This window comes from Pseudomonas corrugata (genome assembly GCF_001269905.1).
GTDB lineage: Bacteria > Pseudomonadota > Gammaproteobacteria > Pseudomonadales > Pseudomonadaceae > Aquipseudomonas > Aquipseudomonas corrugata.
In genome coordinates this window covers 142,351-165,804 of record NZ_LHVK01000008.1, presented here as the reverse complement: position 1 = coordinate 165,804, position 23,454 = coordinate 142,351, and the positions used below count along the sequence as shown (strand labels likewise).

General features: G+C 61.6%; 16 protein-coding genes. 10 read left to right on the top strand and 6 right to left on the bottom strand.

Features of this window, described 5'->3' with window-relative positions:
• Positions 1 to 150 precede the first annotated feature (150 nt).
• From AD665_RS12005 to AD665_RS11990, 4 genes are all read left to right on the top strand, one after another.
• Complete coding sequence (locus AD665_RS12005; RefSeq protein ID WP_053192204.1) at positions 151 to 2,325, top strand: PAS domain-containing sensor histidine kinase; 2,175 nt, start codon at positions 151 to 153, stop codon at positions 2,323 to 2,325.
• A gap of 26 nt (positions 2,326 to 2,351) precedes the next feature.
• Positions 2,352 to 2,690 carry a response regulator gene (locus tag AD665_RS12000; protein ID WP_231995038.1) on the top strand — a complete coding sequence of 113 codons (339 nt, stop codon included), beginning with the start codon at positions 2,352 to 2,354 and terminating at the stop codon, positions 2,688 to 2,690.
• 175 nt (positions 2,691 to 2,865) lie between these two features.
• Positions 2,866 to 3,933, top strand: coding sequence for a hypothetical protein (locus tag AD665_RS11995; protein ID WP_053192199.1), 1,068 nt, complete (start codon positions 2,866 to 2,868; stop codon positions 3,931 to 3,933).
• 107 nt (positions 3,934 to 4,040) lie between these two features.
• Positions 4,041 to 4,559 (top strand): hypothetical protein, encoded by a 519-nt coding sequence (locus AD665_RS11990; protein WP_053192197.1) that lies wholly within the window; start codon positions 4,041 to 4,043, stop codon positions 4,557 to 4,559.
• 132 nt (positions 4,560 to 4,691) lie between these two features.
• Here AD665_RS11990 and AD665_RS11985 read toward each other — a convergent pair whose 3' ends face one another.
• On the bottom strand, positions 4,692 to 5,612 hold the full coding sequence (locus tag AD665_RS11985) for a hypothetical protein (protein ID WP_053192195.1): 921 nt from the start codon (positions 5,610 to 5,612) through the stop codon (positions 4,692 to 4,694).
• Positions 5,613 to 5,951: 339 nt separating this feature from the next.
• Between AD665_RS11985 and AD665_RS11980 the strand changes: the two genes are divergently transcribed.
• Genes AD665_RS11980 through AD665_RS11965 form a run of 4 tightly spaced genes read left to right on the top strand, consistent with a single transcriptional unit; the run spans position 5,952 to position 11,066 of the window.
• The gene (locus tag AD665_RS11980; RefSeq protein WP_024781316.1) at positions 5,952 to 6,434 is read left to right on the top strand and encodes a formate dehydrogenase subunit gamma; all 483 of its coding nucleotides are present in this window, start codon (positions 5,952 to 5,954) and stop codon (positions 6,432 to 6,434) included.
• Positions 6,428 to 7,987, top strand: coding sequence for a formate dehydrogenase beta subunit (locus tag AD665_RS11975; protein ID WP_053192193.1), 1,560 nt, complete (start codon positions 6,428 to 6,430; stop codon positions 7,985 to 7,987). Before AD665_RS11980 ends, AD665_RS11975 begins: the two co-directional genes overlap by 7 nt.
• The gene (gene fdhF / locus AD665_RS11970) at positions 7,984 to 10,860 is read left to right on the top strand and encodes a formate dehydrogenase subunit alpha (RefSeq protein WP_024781314.1); all 2,877 of its coding nucleotides are present in this window, start codon (positions 7,984 to 7,986) and stop codon (positions 10,858 to 10,860) included. Before AD665_RS11975 ends, fdhF begins: the two co-directional genes overlap by 4 nt.
• The gene (locus AD665_RS11965) at positions 10,857 to 11,066 is read left to right on the top strand and encodes a formate dehydrogenase subunit delta (RefSeq protein WP_024781313.1); all 210 of its coding nucleotides are present in this window, start codon (positions 10,857 to 10,859) and stop codon (positions 11,064 to 11,066) included. Before fdhF ends, AD665_RS11965 begins: the two co-directional genes overlap by 4 nt.
• Positions 11,067 to 11,388: 322 nt before the next feature.
• Here AD665_RS11965 and AD665_RS11960 read toward each other — a convergent pair whose 3' ends face one another.
• Complete coding sequence (locus tag AD665_RS11960; protein ID WP_024781312.1) at positions 11,389 to 11,673, bottom strand: hypothetical protein; 285 nt, start codon at positions 11,671 to 11,673, stop codon at positions 11,389 to 11,391.
• A 181-nt stretch (positions 11,674 to 11,854) separates the two neighbouring features.
• Here AD665_RS11960 and AD665_RS11955 point away from each other — a divergent pair, with 181 nt between their 5' ends.
• A complete protein-coding gene (locus AD665_RS11955) occupies positions 11,855 to 12,550 on the top strand; it encodes a tRNA (adenine(22)-N(1))-methyltransferase (protein ID WP_231995037.1) in 696 nt (231 codons plus the stop codon).
• Between the two features lie 451 nt (positions 12,551 to 13,001).
• Here the strand turns inward: AD665_RS11955 and AD665_RS11950 are convergent, their stop codons facing one another.
• The 4 genes from AD665_RS11950 to AD665_RS11935 form a co-directional block, all read right to left on the bottom strand.
• On the bottom strand, positions 13,002 to 14,036 hold the full coding sequence (locus AD665_RS11950) for an HlyD family secretion protein (protein WP_053192189.1): 1,035 nt from the start codon (positions 14,034 to 14,036) through the stop codon (positions 13,002 to 13,004).
• Between the two features lie 6 nt (positions 14,037 to 14,042).
• On the bottom strand, positions 14,043 to 15,596 hold the full coding sequence (locus tag AD665_RS11945) for an MFS transporter (protein WP_024781147.1): 1,554 nt from the start codon (positions 15,594 to 15,596) through the stop codon (positions 14,043 to 14,045).
• Positions 15,593 to 17,062, bottom strand: coding sequence for an efflux transporter outer membrane subunit (locus AD665_RS11940; protein ID WP_024781148.1), 1,470 nt, complete (start codon positions 17,060 to 17,062; stop codon positions 15,593 to 15,595). The genes AD665_RS11945 and AD665_RS11940 overlap by 4 nt, the downstream gene beginning before the upstream one ends.
• 144 nt (positions 17,063 to 17,206) lie before the next feature.
• Positions 17,207 to 17,596: a response regulator transcription factor gene (locus tag AD665_RS11935; RefSeq protein ID WP_024781149.1), complete on the bottom strand. Its 390-nt coding sequence runs from the start codon at positions 17,594 to 17,596 to the stop codon at positions 17,207 to 17,209.
• Between the two features lie 273 nt (positions 17,597 to 17,869).
• Here AD665_RS11935 and AD665_RS11930 point away from each other — a divergent pair, with 273 nt between their 5' ends.
• The gene (locus AD665_RS11930; protein ID WP_024781150.1) at positions 17,870 to 23,341 is read left to right on the top strand and encodes a trifunctional serine/threonine-protein kinase/ATP-binding protein/sensor histidine kinase; all 5,472 of its coding nucleotides are present in this window, start codon (positions 17,870 to 17,872) and stop codon (positions 23,339 to 23,341) included.
• Positions 23,342 to 23,454 lie beyond the last annotated feature (113 nt).

The following is a 23,454-nucleotide window of genomic DNA, read 5'->3' as shown; positions in this document are numbered from 1 at the left end:
CGAATAGGGATCTAGTAGCCTGTGTGGCTGATTCGTTTACTCAACTTCGGCGCCAGGACTTGCCAGCCTGCGTTGCCATTCCTCGCCGTAGCGGGGCTACGACTCGTCATGGCGCCTTGCCTGGTTAGCCAGGTGAATCGAGGATTACTGATGTCAAACGTTGAAGAACTTCCCAGGGAAACGCTGGCGCCGAGTGAATACGAAAGCCTTGTTTCGATTGGCACAAACGCGCTCGAGGCTATTCCCGGTGCGGTGTATTTGTGCGACCGCGAGGGTTGGCTCGTCAGGTACAACAGTGAGGCGGCTGAACTCTGGGGACGCAGCCCGGAACTCGGAGTGAACGGTGATCGCTTCTGTGGTTCCCATCGATTGTTCTTGACCGACGGCACGCCGCTGGCGTTTGAGAATTGCCCGACGGCCACGGCGCTCGCCACAGGCGTCGTGGCGCGCAACCGGGAAATCGTCATCCAGCGCCCGGACGGGGTGCGGTTCGTGGCACTCATGAACATCCGTGTCCTGAAAGACCGGCGAGGTGTCATCCAAGGGGCGATCAATTGCTTCCAGGACATCTCTGCACACCACGCCATGGCCGAGGAGCTTCGCCGTAAGAGCACCGACCTCGAGGACTTCTTCGAAAACAGCGCCGTGGGTCTGCATATCGTCAGTGGCGAGGGCATCATCCTGCGCGCCAACAAGGCCGAACTGACCCTGCTGGGTTATGCGGAAGAAGAGTACATCGGCCGTCATATCACCGAGTTTCATGTCGATAAGCCGGTCATTGGCGATATTCTCAATAAACTGAGCAGCGGTGATTGCCTGGAGAGCTACCCTGCGCGCTTGCGGGCCAAGGACGGTTCCATCAAGCATGTCTCAATCACGTCCAATGGGCGGTTCGAGGACGGGAGACTCTTCAACACCCGGTGTTTCACCATCGACGTGTCTTGCATTCATGCAGCCGAGGCGGCGCGCCAGGAGAGCGACGACAGGCTTGCAGCCACCTACGAGGCAGCGACTATAGGGATTGCCGAGGCCGACATCGACGGTCGTCTGCTCCGGGTTAACGATGCCCTCTGCCGCATGTTGGGCCGCACTCGCGAACAGTTGCTGGCGATGACGTTCCTGGACTATACCCACCCGGAGAGTGTCGGGCAGGACGCGGCCCTGTATGCACGCCAGGTTGCCGGCGAACTGGATAATTATGTGCTGCGCAAGCGCGCCCTCAAGCCGGATGGCGAGATCGTCTACCTCGACATCCACAGTTCGTCGGTACGCGATGCAGGCGGCGAGTTCCGCTATGGCGTGCGGGTGCTGCAGGACGTCACCCTCGCGCAGCGAATGGAAAACCAGGTTCGCGAGAGCGAACGGCATATGCGCAATGTGCTCGAAGCACTGCCCGCAGCGGTCTATACCACCGACGCCGAAGGTCGTATCACGTTCTATAACCGTGCGGCTGTCGAATTGTCCGGGCGCACGCCTCAGTTGGGCGACATGTGGTGCGTGACCTGGAAACTGTTCAACACCGATGGAAGTCCGCTGCCCCACGACCAATGTCCCATGGCCGTGGCGTTGAAGGAAAACCGCGCGATTCGAGGTGTCGAGGCTGTTGCCCAGCGCCCGGATGGAACCCGTGTGCCGTTCAATCCCTATCCCACGCCCCTGCATGATGCCGAGGGCAACCTCGTGGGCGCGATCAACATGCTGGTGGACATTACCGAGCGCAAGCAGGCGGAAAACCGGCAGAAAACGTTGATCGACGAGCTCAATCATCGGGTCAAGAATACCTTGGCCACGGTGCAATCCCTGGCCGCCCAGACGGCGCGCAACGCGCAGGACGCAAAAGACGGCTACCGGCGGTTCGAAGCCCGGCTGCTGGCGCTGTCGCGGGCTCATGACCTGCTGACTAAGCGGCACTGGGAAGACACCCCATTGGACTCCCTGGCCCATGAGGTGCTGATGCCGGTCTTCGGGCTCGAGCTCGATCGCATCACGATCAAGGGTGCGACGATCGACGTCGGCACACGGGTGGCGCTCAACTTCACGATGACCCTCAATGAACTGGCGATCAACGCGCTGAAATATGGCTCGATGTCCGTCGAGACAGGCTCGCTTTCGGTGACCTGGGACCTGCAACCCCAACCAAACGGCACCTTGTTCACCCTGGATTGGCGGGAGCAGGGCGGACCGCCCGTGGCCCGGCCGGAGCGGGAAGGGCTGGGCTCTCGCCTGATGAAACGCTGCATCGAGCGCGATTTGGGCGGCCAGTTCGACCTGACCTTCGCCCCGGAGGGCGTTTACTGCCGCTTCTCCTTTCTGATCGGAGCCTAGGCATGCCTCCATTCGCTGGAGTCAGGGTGCTCGTCGTCGAGGACGAAGGCGCGATTGCCATGTTGATCGAGGAAATGCTGGAGGATTTCGGCTGCGAAGTCGTGGCCTCGGTGGCCCGGCTCGCGACGGCGCGGGACGAGGCAAGCGCGGCGCACATCGATCTGGCCATTCTGGACGTCAACCTGGCCGGCGAACGGGTTTTCCCGGTGGCCGAGATCTTGCGCGATCGCGGCATTGCGTTCTTGTTCAGCACCGGATACGGCGCCAGCGGCGTGCCGGTCGAATTCGCCGGGTGCCCAGTTTTGCATAAGCCATTTTCGGAAAACGAGTTGCTGCAGCGGATGACCCAGGCGTTGAGGCGTTGAGCGTCGGCGTGAGACTCCTGCGCAATGACCCGGCGCCTCCCGGGCAGCCTCCCTTCAGTGAAGAGCGCGTCGCCCGCTGAGCGCATTTGGACAAGGCCGTTATTTTCTTCCGGTTGATGTGTCGGGACTCGACTCTGGTGCTAGCCTTTTCAGCGCATCCAAGGAGGAGAGCGCCGTGTCCAATTGCAAGAAGTGCCACTACTCGGTCAGCGACCTGTTCATGTATTGCCCTTATTGCAATACGTTACTGGACGACGATTCAGCCTCTCTACCGAGCGCCTCTCCACCGAGCAGTGCAACGATCAAACATGTCGCACGCGTCACGCCGAAAATCGCCATCGGTAAGGTTCGAATCGAAGGGCTGGGCGAGATGGATCCGCCGGAAGGGGTGACCCCGCCGTTCAATTTCAATCCGACACCTGGTGGAACCGGTGCACTCGGCCGGCTTGTTGATTCAAAGGGGCGTGGTTGGTATTTGATGAGGAATCGACCTCACTCCAGTCTTTACCATTGGCGCAAAATCTTCAGGGCCAAGCGCAAAGGTGGCGGCTTCCACATGACGATGCGGCTTGAGCGAGAACAGCCTTCGATGCACCAGATCGCCGCCGACTGGAACCATCGCCAATGGGCGGTTGATGAGTCGGGCTACAGCAATATGTCGCTGGAACAAGCGCTGGTGGGCACCGGCCGCAATGCCGATAAGCGCAAGTCTCAAGGCAGCGTCATGGCGAAGTTTTTCATTGCCGTCGCTAACGGTACGGCGTTCGGCCTGCTGCCCCCCTTGAGCAGTGTCACTGTTGGCGACGCAAGGAGGGCAGTGGAATTGATCGAAAGTGGGTCGCTGTCGGCATCGCGCTATGCCGCCCGTGACGATCAGGAATGGCTTCATCTGCGCGGCCATGGTCTCGGTGGCAGGGAAGAGCCCAGTAATCTGGTCGCGGGCAGTCATGGAGCCAACAGTGAAATGGCAGCCATCGAAATGGTGCTCCAGCAATTCGATGGCAAGCGGCCCCTGACCTACAGTGTCAAGGCAGACTGCCTCCCCGGAACATTGATCAGCACCCTGATTACCATGGAAGTGTTGCTGAACGGCACGCGAATCTTCTCGCAGGTGATCAACGCAGCTCGCCTGCGACTTTCTTTATCTGAGTATGCTCATATCCAGGATGAACTGGTGAATCGCATCGTGACCGATGGCCGCAAAGGGCGTGAAACGGTGTTTGTGCCGGCGTCGACGAGTTGAATGACCCTCCTTGGGGAATAGTCTCTTGTGGTAATGGTCGCTAATCAACCGTGCTGTCGATGCGCTAATATCCGAGCTCACCTCCCGTACCTCGGACGTTCTCTTTCATGAAATTGCACTTGCTTGCTGCCAGTCTGTTCCTTGCCTGTACCCTGACTCACGCTGCCGAGCCGAAGTCCGTTCCAAAATCGTTGGAGGAGCAGATCGGGCATCTGGTGGCACTCCTTAAAGACAGCTACGCCACCGGTTACCCTGAAGCGACGCTGGTGCAGACGCTGGATACTGGGGAGGACAGCGAAGTAACGCTTGCGGTGTTCACCATTGAAGGTTTCGGTATGGGCAACAATTACAGCCAATACCTGGCGGCTTTTACCCCTGAAGAAAACGAAGAAGGCCAGCAGCGTTACAACTTGCTGGATGTGATTCGCATCGGTGGTGACAGCTGGCGTTCGATCGATAAGCTGGATGCCAGGCTGGTCAGTGATCCGACGGGTGAGCAGACCTTGATCGATCTTCCGGTTATGGAAAATACCGACGACGATGCGCCGAATTTTCCTAGCCGGGCGGCCACCATTCACCTGTCGCTGGATGGAGCGCAGTCGCTTCGGTTGGTGGAACTGAAGTAGGGCGGTTTTCACTTCTGGAAGCGCTACGAAAATGTGGGTGCCGAGCTTGCTCGTCCTGACGGTTGTATATTCAGCCTCTAGGCAAGCCGACCCACCGCCATCGCGAGCAGGCTCCCACAGGCTATGTTGGGTTCAGGTCTTCGGTTTGGGTTGAGTGATGAGTCTCGTCTTGCGTTCGATGATGATCGAATCATTGGGGATTTCCAGCCGGATAGCTGTATCCGCGGTACGCATTTCAATCAGTGTCGAGTTGCCCACTCCGCGGAATACCACGGTCGCATTTTCAAAGACCTTATAGTCCTGCAAGGGTGAGTCCTTGGGATCGGGCAGTAAGTTGGCATAAGGCGGTTTCACCAGAATCGTTGCCCGTTCGATGCGTATCTTTGCAAGGCTCATGGCGGTTTGCAGCAAGTCCGAGGTGACCCCGCCCATGAGAATGGGGGTCAGGATGATCAGTCCCGCGATCATCGCCCTGAGTCTTTTCATGGGTTTCACATCGACGCGGGGGGCTTTGTCGAAAGGCTCGGTGCCAGCTATCTCCGGGGTCGGTTGGTAGGCGGTATTTATTTTTCTGTTCTGATTCAGGAAGGCCGAATAAACGATGTATTGAAAAATCGGCAATAGAATGAGGGGGATATGCTCAATGGGATTCTTGCGAGCAAGAAAATAAATGGTCACCACGCCACAAATGCCAAACAACACCGTCAGCAACGTTATTTTTTGCAGTTTCAGTTCAGGTTTGGACTTTTCAGTGCGGAATATTGTTGTAAGCCAGATGAGAAATCTCAGCACCGGTACGAACAGTGGCGCAAGCAGCACACCCGCAGCCGTAACGGACGCCGAAAAGTAAAGGCAGATGACCCCGAAACAAAACGCCGCGACCAAAAACAGCAGGCTATCTCCGATGGAGAGGCCTTGCGGGTAATGGCCATTGCCGAGCAGGTAGCTGACGATGCATGTTCCACCGGTGAGCAGGCCAACTTTTGCCGCCAGGGAAAGCAGCTTCGTTGCCAGATCAAGTTGCTTTTCAAGTTCACTCGTTGCTTCCCGCATCCTGCGTTTCCATGAGCGATATGAATGATTGGGTTTAGAGCCGTTTTCGCCAATGTGCAAGTCGATGGTAATGGGTTATAAATCCAGTTCCCGTGGAGCGCGGGTGACTTTGACCTCGAGTCGCTTTCAGAACGCGTTTTGTCGTCCATGTGCAATTGCCAGTTCCCGGGAATGGCAAGCTGTAAGGATGCCCCGGATCAGGCGCACCAAGATGCCTGACCGGAGAGCGAGGAGGGCGACCGGATAACCACGCTTCCGTGACGTGGCCGGACGCTGCAGCCAAGACTCCGGACGACTGCCTTCATTGGGCAGTGTCGTTCGAGATGCCGAGGTAAGTTTATGCCCGATGAGACGCTTCACCTGCCTCTGATTCAACGTGTATTGGAGCGCGAAAAGGACACCCCCGGTGCCTTGCTGCCGATTCTTCATGCCATCCAGGAGGGCTGCGGGTACGTTCCCGACGCGGCCGTCCCGGAGATCGCTCATGCCCTCAACCTCAGTCAGGCTGAAGTGCGCGGGGTGATCAGTTTCTATCACGACTTCCGCACCGCGCCGCCCGCGCGCCATACCTTGCGCCTATGCCGGGCGGAGTCCTGCCAGAGCATGGGGGCCGAACAGCTGGCCGCCCAATTGCGCGAACAGCTGTCGCTTGACGATCATGGCACCAGCGCTGACGGCAGCATCAGCCTGCGGCCGGTCTATTGCCTGGGTGCCTGTGTCTGCTCGCCGGCCCTGGAGCTGGACGGCCAGTTGCACGCACGGCTGACGCCTGAGCGCCTGCGTGAGTTGGTCAATGGCTGTCTGGAGGAAGGCACATGCTGAAGCTCTGCATTCCCCGCGATTCGGTAGCCCGTGCGGTCGGCGCGGACACGGTGGCCGCTGCACTGATGCGCGAGGCCGAGCGTCGGCAGTTGCCGCTGGAGGTGCAACGCACCAGTTCCCGTGGCCTCTACTGGCTGGAGCCGCTGCTGGAGCTGGAAACCGCCAGCGGCCGGCTCGGTTTCGGCCCCGTCACTCCGGCGGACGTGCCTGGGCTGCTCGATGCCCTGGCAGGCGATCCCGGCAACCATCCACTGGCCCTGGGGCCGGTGGAAGACATTCCCTATCTCAAGAGCCAACAGCGGCTGCTGTTCGCTCGCGCCGGTATTACCCGGCCACTGTCCCTGGATGACTACCGCGCTCATGGCGGCTTCCAGGGGCTGGCTCGCGCCATCCAGCAGGATGGCGCGCAAGTGGTTGCCAGCGTGCTCGACTCGGGCCTGCGCGGCCGGGGCGGAGCAGCTTTCCCGGCAGGTATCAAGTGGCGCACCGTGCGCGATGCGCCGGGTACGCAGAAATATGTGGTGTGCAACGCCGACGAAGGTGATTCGGGCACATTCGCCGACCGCATGCTGATGGAAGGCGATCCGTTCCTGCTGATCGAAGGCATGATCATTGCGGGTATCGCGGTAGGCGCCACCATGGGCTACATCTATGTGCGCTCGGAATATCCGGACGCTGTCGCGACGTTGAACGACGCCCTGTGCATCGCCCGCGAGGCCGGCTACCTGGGCGCCGACGTGGCGGGCAGTGGTCGCGCTTTCGAACTTGAAGTCCGGGTGGGGGCTGGTGCTTACATCTGCGGTGAAGAAACCGCTCTGCTGGAGTCCCTTGAAGGCAAGCGTGGCACGGTTCGCGCCAAGCCTCCGTTGCCTGCGTTGCAGGGCCTGTTCGGGTTGCCGACCCTGGTCCACAACGTGCTGACCCTGACCTCGGTGCCGATCATCCTGGAGAAGGGGGCACAGTTCTACCGTGACTTTGGCATGGGCCGTTCCCTGGGCACGATGCCATTCCAACTGGCCGGCAACATCCGTCATGGCGGCCTGGTTGAGCGCGCCTTCGGCCTGACCCTGCGCGAACTGGTGCAAGAGTATGGTGGTGGTACCGCCAGCGGCCGGCCGTTGAAGGCCGCCCAGGTGGGTGGGCCGCTGGGTGCCTGGGTACCGCCTTCGCAATTTGACACGCCGCTGGACTACGAGGCGTTTGCCGCCATGGGCGCGATGCTTGGCCACGGCGGTGTGGTGGTGGCCGATGACAGCCTGGACATGGCCCACATGGCCCGTTTCGCCCTGCAGTTCTGCGCCGAAGAATCCTGCGGCAAATGCACGCCGTGCCGGATCGGCTCCACCCGTGGGGTGGAAGTGGTGGACCGACTGCTCGCCAGCACCGATGCCGGTGCCCGTCAGGAGCAGGTCCTGTTGCTCCAGGATCTCTGCGACACCCTGCAATACGGTTCGCTCTGTGCCTTGGGTGGGATGACCTCCTATCCTGTCGCCAGCGCCCTCAAGCATTTCCCTGCCGACTTCGGTCTGGCGACCACGGAGGCCGACCAATGATCAACATTTTCGATCCCGCCAGTGATATCGACCTGGGCACCCCGGAACGCGAAAGCGAGGTGCAGGTCAGCCTGAACATCGACGGCCGCGAAATCACCGTTCCTTCCGGGACTTCGGTGATGCGCGCCGCGGCATTGCTCGGCACCACCATCCCCAAGCTCTGCGCCACCGACAGCCTGGAGCCGTTCGGCTCCTGCCGCATGTGCCTGGTGGAGATCGACGGTATGCGCGGCTATCCGGCCTCGTGCACCACGCCGGTCACCGAAGGCATGGTGGTACGCACCCAGACCTCCCGACTCGCCGGCCTGCGGCGTAACGTGATGGAACTGTACATCTCCGACCATCCGCTGGACTGCCTGACGTGCTCGGCCAACGGCAACTGCGAATTGCAGACGGTGGCGGGTCAGGTCGGCCTGCGTGAAGTGCGCTACGGCTACGAGGGTGATAACCACCTGGCCGAGACGAAGGACGTGTCCAACCCTTATTTCGACTACGACCCGAGCAAATGCATCGTCTGCAACCGCTGCGTGCGGGCCTGCGAGGAAACCCAGGGCACCTTCGCGCTGACCATCACCGGACGCGGCTTCGATTCGCGGGTGGCGGCCGCGGGCGGTGACAACTTCCTCGACTCCGAATGCGTGTCCTGCGGCGCCTGTGTGCAGGCCTGCCCGACGGCCACGCTGATGGAAAAAAGCGTGGTGGAACTCGGCCAGCCTGAGCGCAGCGTCATCACCACGTGCGCCTACTGCGGCGTCGGATGCTCCTTCCGCGCTGAAATGAAAGGCGATCAACTGGTGCGCATGGTGCCGGACAAGAACGGCCAGGCCAACCATGGCCATTCCTGCGTCAAGGGTCGTTTCGCCTGGGGCTACGCCACCCACCCGGATCGCATCACCAAGCCGATGATCCGCAAGCACATCAGCGATCCGTGGCAGGAAGTCAGCTGGGACGAAGCCGTCGACTACGCGGCCAGTGAGTTCCGCCGCATCCAGCTGAAATATGGACGCGACTCCATCGGCGGCATCACCTCCAGCCGCTGCACCAACGAAGAAACCTACCTGGTGCAGAAGCTGGTGCGTGCCGCCTTCGGCAACAACAACGTCGATACCTGCGCCCGGGTCTGCCATTCGCCTACCGGTTATGGCCTCAAACAGACGCTCGGCGAGTCCGCCGGCACTCAGACCTTCGACTCGGTGATGCTGGCCGACGTGATCCTGGTGATGGGCGCCAACCCCACCGACGCCCACCCGGTGTTCGGCTCCCAGCTCAAGCGTCGTCTGCGCCAGGGCGCGCGGCTGATCGTCATCGACCCGCGGCGCATCGACCTGGTGGATTCGCCCCATGCCCGCGCCGACCTGCATCTGCAACTTCGCCCGGGCACCAACGTGGCGATGCTCAATGCGCTGGCCCATGTGATCGTCACCGAAGGCCTGGTCAACCAGCCTTTCGTCGACGAGCGCTGTGAGGCGGCGGATTTCGCCCGCTGGCGTGACTTCGTCAGCCTGCCGGAGAACGCGCCCGAGGCCCTGGGCCCGGTATGCGGCGTGCCTGCCGAGCAGATCCGCGCCGCCGCACGGCTCTACGCCACCGGTGGCAACGCGGCCATCTACTACGGCCTCGGCGTTACCGAACACAGCCAGGGCAGTACATCGGTGATGGGCATCGCCAACCTCGCCATGGTCACCGGTAACATCGGTCGCGAGGGTGTCGGGGTGAACCCGTTGCGCGGGCAGAACAACGTGCAGGGTTCCTGCGACATGGGCTCGTTCCCCCACGAACTGCCGGGTTATCGCCACGTTTCCAACGATGTGGTACGCGCCCAGTTCGAGCAGGCCTGGAACGTGACCCTGCAACCCGATCCGGGGCTGCGCATTCCGAACATGTTCGAGGCGGCGCTGGACGGCTCCTTCAAGGCACTTTATTGCCAAGGCGAGGACATCGCCCAGAGCGACCCGAACACCCAGCACGTGACCGCGGCCCTGAGCGCCCTGGAGTGCGTGGTAGTACAGGACATCTTCCTCAACGAGACGGCCAAGTTCGCCCACGTATTCCTGCCGGGCAGTTCGTTCCTCGAGAAGGACGGTACTTTCACCAACGCCGAGCGCCGCATTTCCCGGGTACGCAAGGTGATGGAGCCCCTGGCTGGCAAGGCTGACTGGGAGGCCACCATGGCTCTTTCCGAAGCCTTGGGCTACAAAATGGACTACAAGAATCCTTCCGAAATCATGGATGAGATTGCCCGTCTGACGCCGACCTTCACCCGGGTCAGCTATGCCGAGCTGGATCGCCATGGCAGCCTGCAATGGCCGTGCAACGATGACGCTCCAGATGGCACGCCAATCATGCACATCGAGCAGTTCGTGCGTGGCAAAGGGCGGTTCATGCTCACCGGCTACGTGCCGACCGACGAGAAGGTCAACAGTCGCTATCCGTTGCTGCTGACCACCGGGCGTATCCTCAGCCAGTACAACGTGGGTGCCCAGACCCGGCGCACCGATAACGTTGCCTGGCACGAGGAAGACCGTTTGGAAATCCATCCGACCGACGCCGAGAACCGCGGTATCGTCGACGGTGATTGGGTCGGCATCGGCAGTCGCGCCGGGCAGACCGTGCTGCGTGCCAAGGTCTCCGAGCGCGTGGCGCCAGGGGTGGTCTACACCACCTTCCACTTCCCGGAATCGGGTGCCAACGTGATCACCACCGACAACTCTGACTGGGCCACCAACTGCCCGGAATACAAAGTGACGGCGGTGGAAATCGTGCGGGTCAGCCAGCCTTCGGAATGGCAGAAACGCTACCAGGCCTTCAGCGATGAACAGGGGCGTCTGCTGCGCGAACGCCGTCATGCCGAGAAAGCCGAGGTGCGGCGATGAGTACCGAAAGCCTGATCAAGATGGCCAACCAGATTGGCCAGTACTTCTCCAGCGAGCCGGACAAGACGCTGGCAGTGAATGGCGTGCGCCAGCATATCCAGAGTTTCTGGACGCCGGTCATGCGCCAACAGCTGATGAAGTGGCGGGTGGAGCACCCTGGCGATGGCCTGCATCCTTTGGTGCAGGCGGCGTTGACGGAGTCTTAGCGGACAGGTTCGGTGCGCAGCCCGGCCGGGGCTGTGCACCGAACTCAGGTGCTGTAAACCGGGACATGCAATGTGTCTGGCGAACTGAGGCGTCTGGCTTGGGGCTGCTTCGCAACCCAGCGGGAACAAACTTCCTCACCACTGGTGGTAATTTCCTACGAGATTTTCGGACGAACAGTCCCGCCGTCATCGCGAGCAGGCTCGCACACAGAAGCAGCATCACTGACGCCCATGTCCATGCCCCCGCTCCAGCCTTGATCGAGCAGCGTCTGGGAAGCGAGCTTTGATCAATGACAGCGGCACAGCCCGGATTCCTCGACCCTCAGCCACAAACGCGATACCTGATCTCCCGATCAAACGAGTCCTCGGGGTTCTCATAAGCTTCCAGCGTTTCCAGGAACCCCACCTGTTCAAGACCTGTCAGGTCTTCGAGCGCCCATCCAAACGGAAAGTCGCTGGAGACGTCTTCGCCCTGGCATTCGACCCAGTGGTAGACCCCGAACGGGATGTAGCCGAGCCACTCTGACTGGTAGACAATTTCGTCGGTTTTGCGGGCTTTCACCACGGCTGTGATCAAGTCTTTGATGATTGCTTGACGGTCATTCATGGCGACTTCTCATCGGGTTTATTGATCTGGCAGCGGGCGGCACCGGTTATAGGTGTGGATGCCGGTGTTGTCAAAAGCCACGTCCCTGGTCACATAAATTTGAAATGCACCGTGTAGCCCGACAGAATCGCAGCCCGATCCGGCCAACGCTGTCGGACGCTTGTAGTGGGAAGGGGAGCGGGTGAACGAACAGACATTGTCCATGCGCCTGGAGCGGGTGGCGGCGCAGGTGCCTGTGGGCGCGCGGCTGGCTGATATTGGCTCGGATCACGGTTATTTGCCGGTGGCGCTGATGCGCCGTGGCGCCATTGCGGCGGCGGTGGCCGGGGAGGTGGCGCTGACGCCATTTCGCGCGGCCGAACGGACGGTGCGCGAGAATGGCCTGGAGCCGTGGATCACCGTGCGCCTGGCTGACGGCTTGGCGGCAATCGAGTCGGGAGACGGGATCACGGCGGTCAGTCTTTGTGGCATGGGCGGCGAGACGATCCGCGACATACTCCAGCGCGACCCGTCGCGCCTGAGCGGCCATGAGCGCCTGATCCTGCAACCTAATGGCGGCGAGCAACCACTGCGCCTGTGGTTGATGGAAAATGGCTATCGCATTCTCGGTGAAGAGGTGCTGCGGGAGAACCGCTTCGACTACGAAATCATCGTCGCCGAGCGCACCGGGCCGGTGATGTATAGCGCCGAGCAGCTGTACTTCGGCCCACTGCTGATGGGCGCGCGCAGTCCTGCATTCCTGGGTAAATGGCAGCGCAGGTTGCGCCAGAAGCAGAAGACCCTGATGAGCTTCGCCCGGGCGCGGCAGGCCGTGCCAGAGGAGGTAGTGCAGGATCTCGCCCGGCAGATCCGGTGGATTGCCGAGCTGCTGACTTGAGTTGGCAGTGCCCGCGATAGCGGTGGTGCATTCAACATGGATGCCAGCTGACTCGAAGCCTTCGCGAGCAAGCCCGCACACACAGTGGGTTTGTGGTGTATGCAGGCGTTGCGCCCGACACCGCCCCTGTGGGAGCCGGGCTTGCCCGCGATAGCGGTGGTGCATTCAACACGGATGCCAGCTGACTCGACGCCATCGCGAGCAAGCCCGCTCCCACGGTGGGTTTGTGGTGTATGCAGGCGTTGCGCACGACACCGACCCTGTGGGAGCCGGGCTTGCCCGCGATGGCGGCGGCCCATTCAACATGGATGCCAGCTGACTCGACGCCTTCGCGAGCAAGCCCGCTCCCACAGTGGGTTTATGGTGTATGCAGGCGTTGCGCCCGACACCGACCCTGTGGGAGCGAGCCTGCTCGCGATGGCGGCTGCATATTCGACGTTACCGGCACTGATCAGCCACGAATACGAATGTGCGGCGTAACCGACATCCCCACCCGCAGTTTCGCTGTCGCCGGTTGGTCAGGCTCGATGCGGATGCGCACGGGCAGGCGTTGGACGATTTTCGTGAAGTTGCCGGTGGCGTTGTGGGGAGCTATGGCTGAGTAGCTGACGCCGCTGGCGGGCCCCAGGCTTTGCACTGTTCCTGTCAGCGTTTCTCCGGGCAGGGCATCCACTTCGATGTCCACGGCTTGGCCGGTTTGCACGCGGGCCAGTTGTGTCTCACGGAAGTTGGCAGTGATGTAGACGGCATCGAGCGGGACAATCGCCAGCAAGGGTTTGCCGGCGTTGACGAACGCGCCGACGCGCACGGATTTTTCCCCGATCGTGCCACTGATCGGCGCGGTGATGCGGGTATAGGACAACTTCAGTTCGGCGATAGCCTGCGTGGCTTGGGCGTGGGCGAGGCTGGCCCTGGCTTGTTCCAGGTCGGCCTTGAGGATGTCCACCTGTTGTCGGGCCGCCTGCAGACCCGCCTGGCTTTTTTCCAGGCCGGCCTGTTGCACGCTCAATTGTGCTTCCGCCTGTTGTTGGGCCTGCACCGTGCCCGAACCGTCGGCGGCCAGGTTGCGATAGCGGGCGTGGTTGACCTTGGCCAGCTTGAGCGCGGCGGCGTCGGCAGCAACTGCGGCCTGGGCCTGGCGTATGACGGTTTGCTGCTGGATCAGGTGGGCTTCCAGGCCGGCGACACCGGCCTGGGCGCTGGCAACCTGGGCTTTCGCCACGTTCACGTTGGCGACGAAATCCCGGTCGTCGATGACCGCCAGCAGATCCCCTTTCCTGACTGGTTGGTTGTCTTCGACCAACACCGTTTCGACCGTACCCGATACCTGCGGCGCCACCGTGGTGAAGTCGGCGTGGACGTAGGCATCGTCCGTCGATTGGGTCGATGCGCTGGATTCGGAGCGATTGAGATAGAACACGCTGCCGATGGCCACGGTAAGCAGCAGCGCAGTACTGAGGATCCGGGCTTTCTTCGGTAAGGCCATGATGAGTTACCCGTGTGAGGGAGAAGGAGGTGTCAAAACAGGTGCCGGGATGTAGGCCAGCCGCAGCACCAGGGGAATCATCAGCAGCGCCAGCAGGCCCAGCACGCGGTAGGCATCGGCGATGGACAGCACCAGCGACTGCTGGCTGACTATGTTCATCAGGGAAAACGGCTCAGGCATGCCAACAGCGTTGCCGGCCAGGGCCGCTTGATCCAGCAGCATGTCCCCATGGAAGCGGCCGCGCACGGTCATGAGTTGGCCGATGACCGCCGCGCCGAACAGCGAACCAAAGGCCCGCAGCGTGTTGATGGTGCCGGACACATAAGGGCCTTCTGGGGGCTGTACCACGCTGGTGATCAGAAACAGCATCGACACCACCGCCATGGGTTGTCCGAAGGCCTGCAGCGTTTGCGCCAGGATGAACTGGTCGCGATTCCAGTCGCCCGTCAGTTGCGCACCGCACAGGCACGCCAGGGCGATCAGCGCCAGGCCCGAGGCGAACACGATGCGCGCGTCGACCCACTTGCGGTACAGCAACAGCGCCACGACAGGCCCCAGCACCAGTTGTGGCAGCGCGACGATCAACCCAATCGATGCCATCTGCAGCGGACGATAGTTTTGCAGCGGGCCGAGATAACTGGCCGGTAACAATGAACTGGACATCAGCACCACCAGCAATGACAGAAACAGGATGCAACCCAGGCCCAGGTTGCGGCGCCCGAGGATCTGCAACTTGATGAACGGCGACGGGTGATACCACTCGGTCAACAAGTAGATCGCCATCAAAGTCAGGCCCATCACCAGGGATGCCGTGATCAGCGGTGATTGAAACCAGTCCAGCCGCACGCCCTGGTCCAGTGCAATGGTGATCAGGCCCAGCGCCGGTACACCGCAGGCCATGCCGGACCAGTTGGCCTGGCGAAAGCGCGGGGTCTGGATGGGCTCCCGGGGCAGTCCCCAGGCGATCAAGCAGGCGGCGATGAGGGCCAGGGGAATGATCTGCCAATACACCCAGCGCCAGTCATGCAGCCCGTCCGTCCAGCTTCCGGCCAGCCAGATGGACAGGTTGGGCGCGAACGTCGCGGTCATCGCATACAGCGCCAAGCCGTATAGCCGTATGGCCGGCGGGAGGAATTTCAGGGCCGCCATCATCAGCAAGGGTATCGTCGTACCGCTGGCAATGCCCTGGGCAAAACGCAGGATCAACAACAGTTCCAGGTTGTGAATGAACGGCAGGATCAAGGCGAGCAAGGTGCAAGCAGCGAGCATCCACAGTTCGAAGCGCCGCAACGACAAGGTCAGGGCGAACCAGGCCGAAAAGGGCATGGCGATCAGTTCTCCGGCGCTGTACACCGTGGTCAGCCATGAACCGCCATCGAAGCCCAAGCCCAGCGCGCCCCTGACATCTGCCAGCGCCAGGGCACCGACCCGGGTGTTCAACCCGGCCATCATGGCTGCGAGAAAAATACCGACAAGGCCGACCAGCGGGCGAACGGAGGAGCGGGCCCGGGGCGCTTCGCCAGCGTCAGCGGTGACCGGCGACGCGGCGGCGACGTTCATTGTCCGCCCTCCGGATCCCAGCCACCGCCCAGGGATTTGTAGAGATTGACCACGGTAAGCGTGGCATCGGTGGCGCTGGTGTTGAGGCGGGTCTGGCTGGCAAGCACGTTGAGTTGTGCTGTCAGCACGCTCAGGTAATCGGCGGCACCTTGTTGGTAGCCGCGCTCAGCCGCATGCAGTGCCTGTTTGTTCTGCTCGAAGGACATCTGCAGTTCGTCGTGCTGGCGCTGTTGGGCGGCCCAGGCATCCAGGGCGTTATCGACTTCATGCCAGGCCCGCAGAACCGTCTTGCGGTAGGCGAGGGCGGCGCTTTTCTGCCGTGACTCATTCAGTGCCAGGCGCTGGGTCAGTCGACCACCCTGGAAGATTGGCAGGTAAACCGTCGGGCCGATGGAGAAGGTACGTGAATCCCAACTGCTGAGGTCGCCGCTGTTGAAGGCTTCCACGCCAAGGCGTCCCTTGAGGCCGATACGCGGGTAGAAATCGGCCTTGGCAACGCCGATGGCAGCGGTCGCGGCATGCAACCGTGCTTCGGCGCGCAGGATGTCGGGGCGCCGGCGGGCCAGTTCGGAAGAAACGCCGACCGGTATGCGGGTGGGAAGCGAAGGCAAGGGCATCGCTGGGCCCAACTGGGCGTCGAGCGTGCGGGGTTGTTCGCCCAGCAGCAACGCCAGTGCATTCATCTGGGCATTGCGACGCTGGCTCAATTCGGGCAGCAGGGCCTTGATCGTCGCCAGTTGTGCGCGAGCGGTCGCAGTTTCGAAGTGGGTGGCGACGCCATTGCGTTCGCGGCTTTCAGCCAGGGCCAGGGTCCGTTCGGCGATATCGAGGTTTTGCCGGGCAATGGTCAGCTGCGCCTGGGTTCCACGTAATTGCAGATAGGTTCGAGCCACTTCGGCGGACAAGGCCACCCGAACGGCTTCGCGGTCATACACGGTGGCTTCCAGGGCCGCCGCCGCGCCTTCGCGGGCGCGTCGGGCCCGGCCCCATAGATCGATTTCCCAACTGGCATCGAAGCCCAGTTGCCAGAGATTGGTGGCGTCGGTAGGCGCTCCCAGGGCGGCGAACCTGCCGTTCTCGCTGAGGGCCTCACGGGTGTAACTGGCGTAGGCGCCGACGTTGGGTTGCAACTGCGATGAGGTGATGCCCAATTGCGCCCGGCTCTGTTCGATGCGCTCGGTGGCCATCTGCAGATCGAGGTTGCCGGCCTGGGCGCGTGATTGCAGTTGGGCGAGCGTTGCGTCGTTGAACAGCAGCCACCACTGGGGTGGAACTGCGGCATGGGACAGCGGCGTGACACTGGCGTGCTCGGGTCGTGGCGTCAGTTGCAGGGCGTCGAGGCCGTTCCCCGGTTTCAAGAAGTCGGGACCGACCATGCAGCCCGCCAGGGAAATTGCCCCCATGCCGATAACGCCAATACTGAACCGTCTCAGGATGCGTTGAGGTGACTCGAAAAATGCCGACATAGCCAAATCCCCGCAAGACTTACGGGCGAGTCGCCCGCCGTGAGTCCATGTTATTGAGGGCAGCTTGCTGGCGCACTTCTACATCGGTTCAGAAAAACCATACGTCAGTGGCGGCGGACTATACGAAGGTATGAGTGGGAGTGGTCAGTACCGTTGGTTGAGGGCGGTCTCGATACACTCCAGCAGCCGGTCGGCTTCACAAGGTTTTGGCAGGCAGGCCACCAGCCCGGGAGTGTTGGCGCCCAAGCGGGACACTTTTCCGGGATAGGCGGTGATGAAAATGGTGGGTATCCTGAAACCCATCGCACCGAGTCGCTCGTGCAGTTCCACGCCACTCATGCCTGGCATCTGGATGTCGGAAACCAGGCAATTCGTCCCGGCGGGGCCGGCGGTGTCGAGAAAGTCCAGGGCGCTGCTATAGGTGCGCACGTCATAGCCGCTGGAGCGCAACAAACTTTTGAGGGCGGCCCGAACGGACTCGTCATCATCGACGACTGCAATGGTTTGCGTGTTGCGTATCTGGGTGTCTTCCATAGGGGTCGCTCGTGACAGCGCCTGTCGTGAATTACACGATACGCGGTCTCGCAAAGCGCAGAAGTATACCTACGTATAACCTGTTAAAACCTAAGGGTCGTTTCGTTCCGCTCAATGAATCGGTCCACTCCTGCTCAACGGAAATAGCTGTGAAGGGGGGGCGCGGGACGCTAATCTACAGACCGGTGACACGACTCGTTCCGTTCCCGACGGCGTCTTGCAACAGCCCTGGATAACCAACGATTTATTGTTCCCGTGCCGGTGGAAAACAGCATGCAAATATTATGGGACGATGGTGAGCGTACCTTCTGTCGGCAACTGCGTTCGGACGCAGATGGCACGTATTCTGTCTTGGTTGCCCGACCTGCGGGCGAGCAACCTCGCCCTGGCTGCCTGGGCCGTCTGGCTCATGAGTTTGGTCTGAGGGACGAGCTGGAAAGCACCTGGTCGGTGCGCCCGCTGGAGATGCTGCGCGAAGGCGCCCAGGTGTATCTGGTGCTCGAGGACCCGGGCGGCGTGCCGCTCATGCAACTGCTGATCGCGCCCATGGAAACCGCCACGTTCCTGCGGCTTGCCGTGGGTATTGCCGTGGCGCTGGGCAAGCTGCACCAGCAGGGCCTCATTCATAAGGACATCAAGCCCAGCCATATCCTGGTGAACTGCACTGACGGTCAGACCCGGCTCACGGGATTCGGCCTCGCCTCGCGCTTGCCCCGGGAGCGACAGGCGCCCGAGACCCTGGCCGGCACGCTCGCGTACATGGCGCCTGAGCAGACCGGTCGGATGAATCGCTCGATCGATTCGCGCAGCGACCTGTATTCCTTCGGCGTCACCCTCTACCAGATGCTGACCGGCTCGCTGCCGTTCACCGCCTCCGATCCCATCGAGTGGGTGCACTGCCATATCGCTAGAAAGACCTTGCCGCCCAGCGAACGGGTCGCAACCGTTCCCGAGATGCTGTCCCTCATTGTCATGAAGTTGCTCGCCAAGACCGCCGAGGAACGCTACCAGACGGCTGCCAGTGTCGAGCATGATCTGCGGCGATGCCTGGAGGACTGGCAGCGACTGGGCCGTATCAATGCCTTTGCGCTGGGCGAGCACGGTGCGTCGGATCGGTTGCTGATTCCCGAAAAACTCTATGGCCGCGAGCAAGAGGTCGACACCCTGATTGCCGCGTTCTCGCGGATCGTCAACAGCAGCTCACCGGAGCTGGTACTGGTGACCGGTTATTCCGGCATCGGCAAGTCATCGGTGGTCAATGAGTTGCACAAGGCGCTCGTGCCGCCGCGAGGGCTCTTCGCCAGTGGCAAGTTCGATCAGTACCGGCGCGATATTCCCTACTCGACCCTGGTCCAGGCGTTCCAGAGTCTGGTGCGCACGCTGCTGGGCAAGAGTGACGCAGAGCTGACGCAGTGGCGGGACGCCTTGCAGGAGGCACTGGACGTAAACGCGCGTCTGATGACCGACCTGATACCTGAACTCAAGCTGATCATCGGTGAGCCGCCACCGGTCACGTCCCTTGATCCGCAGCAGGAGCAACGCCGCTTCCTGCTGGTGTTCCGGCGCTTTATCGGTGTGTTCGCTCGCGAAGCCCATCCGCTTGCGTTGTTTCTTGATGATTTGCAATGGCTCGACGCGGCGACCCTTGACCTGTTGGAGGACTTGCTGACCAGCTCCGACGTGCGACACCTTATGCTCGTCGGCGCCTACCGCAGCAATGAAGTGGACGTCTCGCACCCGTTGACCGCCAAGCTCCAGGCCATTCGCAGCGCGGGAGGCAAGGTCAGCGAGATCACGTTGACGCCGCTGGACAAGGCGCATGTCGAGCAGATGATCACCGAAGCGCTGCAGGACGAACGCTCACGTATCGAGCCCCTGGCGCAACTGGTGCTGGATAAAACCGCCGGTAATCCGTTCTTCGTGATCCAGTTTCTGCAAGCGCTCGCCGAGGAGCATCTGCTGACCTTCGATCATGAGGCTCGTCAATGGTGGTGGGACCCGGATCGCATCCACGCCAAGGGCTATACCGACAACATCGTGGACCTGATGGTCGGCAAGCTGGTCCGTCTGCCGGAGGACACGCAGCTGGCTCTGCAGCAACTGGCGTGCCTGGGTAACGTTGCCGGCTTCAAAGCGCTTTCGACTGTCCTGGGCACTCCCGAGACGCAGCTCAGAGCCTCGCTGTGGGAGGCGATTCGCCAGGAACTGGTCGAGCGCCTGGACGGCGCCTATCGGTTTGTTCATGACCGTATCCATGAAGCGGCCTATTCGCTGATTCCCGAGGACTCACGTGCCGAGGCCCATCTGCGTATCGGACGCCTGCTTGCCGTGCAGAGCTGCGAACGGGAACGGGATGAGGGGATTTTCGATATCGTCGGCCAACTCAATCTCGGCGCGGCGCTGATCACGGATCAGGACGAGCGTGAACAATTGGCGCAATTCAACCTGATTGCCGGTCAGCGGGCCAAGGCGTCGACAGCCTATGCCTCGGCGCTTAATTACTTCAGCTCCGGCATGCAGTTGCTGGATGAGGAATGCTGGAGCCGTCGACATGGGCTGGTGTTTGCCTTGGCGTTGAGTCGGGCCGAGTGCGAGCTGTTGACTGGACAGTTGGAGCTGGCGGACGCGGGCCTGAGCGCTTTGTCGGATCGCGCCACGACTGTGATCGAACGGGCCAGCGTTGCCTGTCTGCTGATGGATGTCTATTTGCTTCTGGACCGCAGTGATGGCGCGGTTGCGGTCTGCCTGGACTACCTGCGCCATGTGGGCATCGAATGGACGGCTCATCCGAGCGACGCCGAGGTCCGCGAGGAGTACGAGCGCATCGGGTTGTTGCTCGGGGAGCGGGCCATCGAGGATCTTATCGATTTGCCGCTCATGGAAGATCCGACGTCCCTCATGACCCTCGACGCGTTGGGCAAACTCTTCGCACCGGCCTTGCAGAGCGACGGCAACCTTGCGGATCTGTTGATCTGCAAAGCGGTCAATCTGAGCCTGGAGCGCGGCAACTGCGATGCATCCTGTGTGCTCTACGCCAATTTCTTCCGGGTCGCCGGCCGGCGCTTTGGAGACCACGAAATGGGGTTCCGATTCGGCCAGCTCGGTTGCGCACTTGTCGAACGGCGAGGCCTGACGCGATTCGAGGCCAGCACCTACCTGTGTTTTTCGTGCTTCGCCGTGCGCTGGATGAGGCCGGTGGGGGAGTGTCGCGATCTGCTGCGTCGGTCGTTTGCAGCGGCGAACCGGATCGGCGATCTGCCCTACGGTGCCTATGCCGGCAACAACCTCGTCGCGGACCTGCTGTTCGCCGGTGAGCCGTTGCATGACGTACAAGGTGAGTCTGAACGGGGCCTGGTGTATGCAAGGAAGGTGGGGTTTGGGTTGGTGACTGACTTCATCGTCACGCAACTGACGCTGATCCGAATGCTCCGAGGTCAGACTCCGACCTTCGGTCGCTTGGACGATGCAGAGTTGAACGAGTCTGCCACCGAAGCCCACTTGTCTGGTAATCCGGACCTGGTGTTGGCCGAATGTCTGTATTGGGTCCGCAAATTACAGGCGCGTTACCTGGCCGACGATGCGGAGGCTGCCGTTGAGGCGGCCGCCAAGGCTCACCAACTGCTCTGGGTTTGCCAGGCGTTCTGCGAGGAAGCCGAGTATCACTTCTACAGTGCGCTGGCCCGGGCCGCCCGCTGTGACAGCGTCTCGGCAGGCGAACAGGCGCAGCACCTGATCGCCATGGCGGCCGACCACCAGTGGCTCGAGGCCTGGGCCCGGCAATGTCCGGAGAACTTTGCCAGTCGCGCCGCCCTGGTCGGAGCCGAGATCGCCCGGGTCGAGGGGCGGGTGATCGATGCCGAGCGGCTCTACGAGCAAGCCTTGCAAACTGCCCAAGCCAGCGGTTTTGTTCATGTCGAGGCGCTTGCCAATGAGCTCGCTTCGCGTTTTTACCGGGCGCGCGGGTTCGGCAAGATTGCCCGGGTCTATTTGCAGGATGCCCGTTACGGTTACCTGCGCTGGGGCGCCGATGGCAAGGTGCGGCAGCTTGAAGACAAGTTTCCCGCGCTCAGGAGCGAAGAGCCCGCGCCCGGCCCGACCACAACGATGGCGACACCGGTCGAACACCTTGACCTGGCTACAGTCCTCAAGGTCTCACAGGCCGTGTCGGGCGAAATCGTTCTGGAAAAACTGATCGATATGATCATGGGCACTGCGATCGAACAGGCCGGTGCCGAACGCGGGCTGCTGGTTCTCTTGCAGGACGGTGAGCACCGGATCGCTGCGCAAGTGACTGCTGGCGGTACCACCACGCAACTGCGAAATGCACCGGTGAACGCCGCGTTGTTGCCGGAGTCGGTTCTTTATCATGTCCTGCGCACCCGCGAGAGCGTGGTACTGGGCGATGCCCTGGTCGAGGCGCCGTTTGCCACGGATCCCTATATCCGTCAGCAGCAGGTCCGTTCGCTCCTGTGCCTGCCTCTGACCAACCAGGCCAAGCTCGTCGGTGCGCTCTATCTGGAAAACAATCTGGCGGGCCACGTGTTCAGTCCGGGCCGGATCGCCGTATTGAAGCTGGTGGCCTCACAGGCCGCCGTTTCCCTGGAAAATGCCCGCTTGTACCGCGAGGTCGCCGAGCGCGAAGCGAAGATCCGCCGCCTGGTGGATGCCAACATCATCGGGATTCTCGTCTGGCATGCCGACGGGCACATCATCGAGGCCAACGATGCGTTCCTGCGCATGTTGGGCTACCAGCGAGAAGACCTTGCCTCCGGCGGCCTGCGCTGGAGAGACCTGACCGTGCCGGAGTTTCGTGAGCTCAGCGACCGCTCGCTGGCGCAAGCGTTGCTGACCGGACACGCCCGGCCCTACGAGAAGGAATATTTCAGGAAAGATGGCAGTCGCTTGCCGGTCATTGTCGGCCTGGCTCTGTTCGAAGCGGGTAGCAATGAGGGGGTTGCCTTTGTACTGGACCTGACCGAGCGCAGGCAGGCGGAAGAAAAAATCCGTGAAAGCGAACGCCGCTATCGCGAGGTGCAAACCGAACTGGCCCATGCCAACCGCGTGGCGACCATGGGGCAATTGGTGGCTTCGATTGCCCACGAAGTCAATCAGCCGATCGCCGCCGCCATCCTCAACGCCAATGCGGCACTACGCTGGTTGAACGCCCAGCCACCGGACATCGAAGAAGTCCGGCCGGTACTGGAGCGCCTCATCCTCGATGCCAATCGAGCGGCGGATGTGCTTGGTCGGATCCGTGGACATATCCGCAAGGCACCGCCACAGAAGGGCCTGGTGAACATTAACGCGGCCATCGAGGAGATGATCGAGTTTACCCGTGGCCAGATCATCAAGAGCGGTGCTTCGATACAGACACAACTCATGGACGGTTTACCCCTGATTGAAGGCGACCGGGTAGAGCTGCAGCAGGTTTTGCTCAACCTGATCATGAATGCACTGGAGGCCATGGGCAGCATCAGTGCGGGCGAGCGGCAGTTGGTGATCCGCGCGACGCTGGGCGAGGCGGATTGCGTGCTCGTCAGTGTGAGCGATACAGGTCCGGGGTTCGCCTCGCAAAGCACTGACCTGGTGTTCACCTCGTTCTACACCACCAAGCCCACCGGCCTGGGGTTGGGACTGTCGATCTGTCGCTCGATCATCGAAGCTCATGGCGGTTGCCTGAGGGCCATCGCCAACACTCCGCGCGGCGCCACCGTTCAGTTCACGCTGCCCATCGCCCGCTCATGAGCGCGCCGGTTTAATACTTAGGTTTAGGGGGCATATATCAATCGGTCACCCGAACCAACCCACGTACAAATGAAACGCGATAACCCCGGCGATATATTCCCCATCAAGGACTG

What these genes read in the sequence shown, in the direction of transcription:
- AD665_RS11980 (WP_024781316.1), top strand. Translation starts at nt 5,952, where the DNA reads ATGCCCGATGAGACGCTTCACCTGCCTCTGATTCAACGTGTATTGGAG.
- AD665_RS11940 (WP_024781148.1), bottom strand. Translation starts at nt 17,062, where the DNA reads ATGTCGGCATTTTTCGAGTCACCTCAACGCATCCTGAGACGGTTCAGT.
- fdhF (WP_024781314.1), top strand. Translation starts at nt 7,984, where the DNA reads ATGATCAACATTTTCGATCCCGCCAGTGATATCGACCTGGGCACCCCG.
- AD665_RS11935 (WP_024781149.1), bottom strand. Translation starts at nt 17,596, where the DNA reads ATGGAAGACACCCAGATACGCAACACGCAAACCATTGCAGTCGTCGAT.
- AD665_RS11975 (WP_053192193.1), top strand. Translation starts at nt 6,428, where the DNA reads ATGCTGAAGCTCTGCATTCCCCGCGATTCGGTAGCCCGTGCGGTCGGC.
- AD665_RS11965 (WP_024781313.1), top strand. Translation starts at nt 10,857, where the DNA reads ATGAGTACCGAAAGCCTGATCAAGATGGCCAACCAGATTGGCCAGTAC.
- AD665_RS11945 (WP_024781147.1), bottom strand. Translation starts at nt 15,596, where the DNA reads ATGAACGTCGCCGCCGCGTCGCCGGTCACCGCTGACGCTGGCGAAGCG.
- AD665_RS11960 (WP_024781312.1), bottom strand. Translation starts at nt 11,673, where the DNA reads ATGAATGACCGTCAAGCAATCATCAAAGACTTGATCACAGCCGTGGTG.
- AD665_RS11985 (WP_053192195.1), bottom strand. Translation starts at nt 5,612, where the DNA reads ATGCGGGAAGCAACGAGTGAACTTGAAAAGCAACTTGATCTGGCAACG.
- AD665_RS11990 (WP_053192197.1), top strand. Translation starts at nt 4,041, where the DNA reads ATGAAATTGCACTTGCTTGCTGCCAGTCTGTTCCTTGCCTGTACCCTG.
- AD665_RS12005 (WP_053192204.1), top strand. Translation starts at nt 151, where the DNA reads ATGTCAAACGTTGAAGAACTTCCCAGGGAAACGCTGGCGCCGAGTGAA.
- AD665_RS11950 (WP_053192189.1), bottom strand. Translation starts at nt 14,036, where the DNA reads ATGGCCTTACCGAAGAAAGCCCGGATCCTCAGTACTGCGCTGCTGCTT.
- AD665_RS11930 (WP_024781150.1), top strand. Translation starts at nt 17,870, where the DNA reads ATGCAAATATTATGGGACGATGGTGAGCGTACCTTCTGTCGGCAACTG.